Here is a 3293-nt window from a genome sequence, read left to right as displayed (position 1 = left end):
ATCCTGCGCGGCAAACTGCACCGGATCTCGCCGTTGCTCGACTCCCTGCTCGGCACCTGGTCGGACTACGCCAGTGCGCGCAAGGAAGAGCTGAGCATTCAGGCCGAGCACTACCGCAATGAGCAGGACGCCCTGCAAAACGACCAGCGCGGCGGCACTCAGGAACTGATGCGCCTGGAGCGGGAAATCACCGGCATCCAGCGCTGGCTCGGCGAACTGTCGGTGCTCAAGCATCGCTTTGCCCTGATCGATGACGTCAAGGTGCTGGAACAGCAACTGCTGGCCGCCAAGGACGCCCACGACGAACTGGCCGGCGCATTGGCGCAATCCCGCCAGTTCAGCGCCGAAGACCTTGACGAACGCCTGCGCGACCTGGAAAAACGCCTGAAGTCGGTCAGGCAGCAACTCGATCACGCCGATAACAACAGCTACGCCCGTCTGCGTGAAGAATTCTCGCAGCAAGACGTCGAGCGCCTGATGCGCCTGTTCAACAGCGCACTGTTCAGCCTGCCGCTGGGTGAACACGGCATCACCCTCGACGACGACGGCGAGTGGGTCAAATCCGTGGAGCTGATCCTCGACGGTTTCAAAGGTGAACGCTTCGAAGTGCCGGGGCTGTCCATCGACATCTCGCACATCGAACCTCCGGCATTGCAGGCCCTGGCTGACCGCGCGGCATTGCGCGATCAGAAAGAGCGCCTGGAAAAAGAACTCAAGCAACTGAAAACCCAGCAAGCCGTGGCCGCCGACCGCGCCGCGAGCAAGACCCAGACCGAAGCGCTGTACCAGCAAGTGCTGGATGCACAGAAGGCCCTGGAAGATTTCCGTCGCGCGCAAACCCTGAGCGCCGAAGAAGGCGACAAGCTTGAGCAACTGGCGCAGATGGAAGCCGCGCAAGACGAATTGAAGCGCTCCAGCGATGCCTTCACCGAGCGTGTCCAGCAACTGTCGGCCAAGCTGCAACTGGTCGGTCGGCAGATCGGTGACATGGAAGCCAAGCAACGCACCCTCGACGACGCTCTGCGCCGCCGTCAGTTGCTGCCAGCGGACCTGCCGTTCGGCACACCGTTCATGGACCCGATCGACGACTCCATGGACAACCTGCTGCCGCTGCTCAATGACTATCAGGACAGCTGGCAAGGTCTGCTGCGGGCTGACGGCCAGATCGAAGCGCTGTACGCTCAGGTGCGCCTCAAGGGTGTGGCCAAGTTTGACAGCGAAGACGATATGGAGCGTCGCCTGCAACTGTTGATCAACGCCTATGCGCACCGTGCCGATGAAGCCCTGACCCTGGGCAAGGCTCGTCGTGCCGCCGTGACGGACATCGCCCGGACCCTGCGCAACATCCGCAGCGACTACGACAGCCTCGAACACCAGCTGGCACTGTTCAACCGCGAGATCAACAAACGCCAGGTCTCCAACCTGCAAAGCTTCCGTATCGTGCTCGCGCCGAACAAGGAAGCGCTCAAGCACATCGACCAGATCATCCACAGCGCCGGCCAGTACGAGGAAGGCGAAACCCTGTCGGTGTTCGATCTGAGCCAGAGTGCGGAACAGGACAACAAGAACGAAGAGGCCAAGGAATACCTGGCGCGGCTGGTGGCGGCGAACCACAACCAGYTCGGCCTCAAGGACTTGTTCGAACTGGCGTTCGAGATCACCAAGGTCAACGGTCAACCGGTGATCCACACCGACATCGACGGCGCCGCCTCCAACGGCACCACCATGACCATCAAGGCGCTGACCAACATGTACTTGTTGCTGCACTTGATGGACCGTGACCAGGCCGGTCGCGTGCGCCTGCCGTACTACCTCGACGAGGCAGCGGACATCGATGAGAAGAACCAGGCCGCGTTGCTGGAAACCAGCCTGCAACTGGGCTTCGTGCCGATTCTGGCGAGCGTGAAACCGCAGGTCTGCGCCAGTGTCGCCATCGACCTGGAAGGCGGCAGCGGCCCGGCCGGCATCTACATCGATGAGGCGGACTGGAAGTACATCCGTCGTCATGATCAGGTGAAGGCGACGGTCAACGAAGAAGCGGATGAACCGGAGCTGGATGCGGTCTGAGGCTTGAATCGAAGGCAATGAAAAAGGCCGCGGTCCAATGGATCGCGGCCTTTTTTGTGGGCATTCAAACTATTCAGTAGTCTTGAACCCCATCGCGAGCAGGCTCGCTCCCACATTAGATCGGTGTTGAACACAATCCAGTGTGGGAGCGAGCCTGCTCGCGATGGGGACAGCACTACCGCCAACAGGTTACTTGCCGAGCGATATCTTCGGCGCCCAACCCAGCCATTCCTCTTCAAACTTGTCGAACAGCGCGAACGTCTGCTCCGGTTGCGCCGGGCCGCCCATGCGCTCACCGTCCGGTGTGGCAAAGGCGACACCGCCCTGAATCATCGTCTCCAGGGATTCAGTGCGCACCGTTGCGCCTTTGAACAGGCCGACATCGAAGTCGAAACCGCTGGTGTTCCAGAACCGCGTGCCGCTGCGTACCAGTGGCGCGTACTTCGGCTCGATCAGGATATGGATCAGGACACGATCAGCGGTCTGGCCCAGTTCATAACCCGTCACCTTGCCCACTGTGATTTCGCGATACGTCACTGGTACACCAGCCTTCAGCGAACCGCGACGGGCTGCGCTCAGCACCAGACTCAATCCCGCTTCCTGCTTGGCAGTTTCGGGCGCGACGGCCAAAGCGACAAAGCTCTTCTGCGGTCCCAGGTTCTTCGGTGCCGGTTGCACCTCGATGTATTGCCCGGTCACCAGGGTTTCGAGGTTGGACGTCTTGATCAGGCCCAGCTCAGGCTTGACCACCCAGAACTGACTGCCGACTCGGGCGATGCGCTCCGGCACTTCGGTAATCCGTGCGGTCAGCAGCACCGATTGCAGGTCGTCACTCAGGTCAACGTCCTCGATCTTGCCGACATCCAGGCCCTTGAAGCGAATCGGAGTGCCGGTACGCAAGCCATCAGCGCGATCGAGCTTGAGCGTGATGACTTCGCCTTTCTGCGTAGCATCTTCATGGTTCGCGAACAGACGGAAACGTGGAATACGCTTCTGCAATGGGGCTTTGTCTTGCGGGGTCTCGAAGGCAATGCCGCCGGCCATCAAGCTCTGCAACGACTCGCTTTTAACCTGGACCCCGCCGGTCAGCCCGCCCGTGAGGGTGATGCCACTGGCGTTCCAGAAGCGCGTCGAGGCGTTGACCAGACCTTCGTATTCCTTCTCGATGTGCACACCAATGATCAGTTGTTTCTTGGTGCGAGAGAACTGATAGCTCTGTACGGAGC

General features: G+C 60.6%; 2 protein-coding genes. One reads left to right on the top strand and one right to left on the bottom strand.

What is annotated here, in order from left to right; translation table 11 throughout:
- The coding region (locus tag AC1DVH_RS28315) for a coiled-coil domain-containing protein (protein WP_477756573.1) at positions 1-2067 on the top strand (2067 nt) is incomplete at its 5' end.
- 189 nt (positions 2068-2256) lie between these two features.
- Here the strand turns inward: AC1DVH_RS28315 and AC1DVH_RS28310 are convergent.
- On the bottom strand, positions 2257-3293 hold a 1037-nt coding region (locus tag AC1DVH_RS28310), incomplete at its 5' end, for an MlaD family protein (RefSeq protein WP_477756572.1).

The organism is Pseudomonas sp. P4_C3 (genome assembly GCF_056402075.1).
This window is presented reverse-complemented; position numbering and strand designations above follow the sequence as displayed.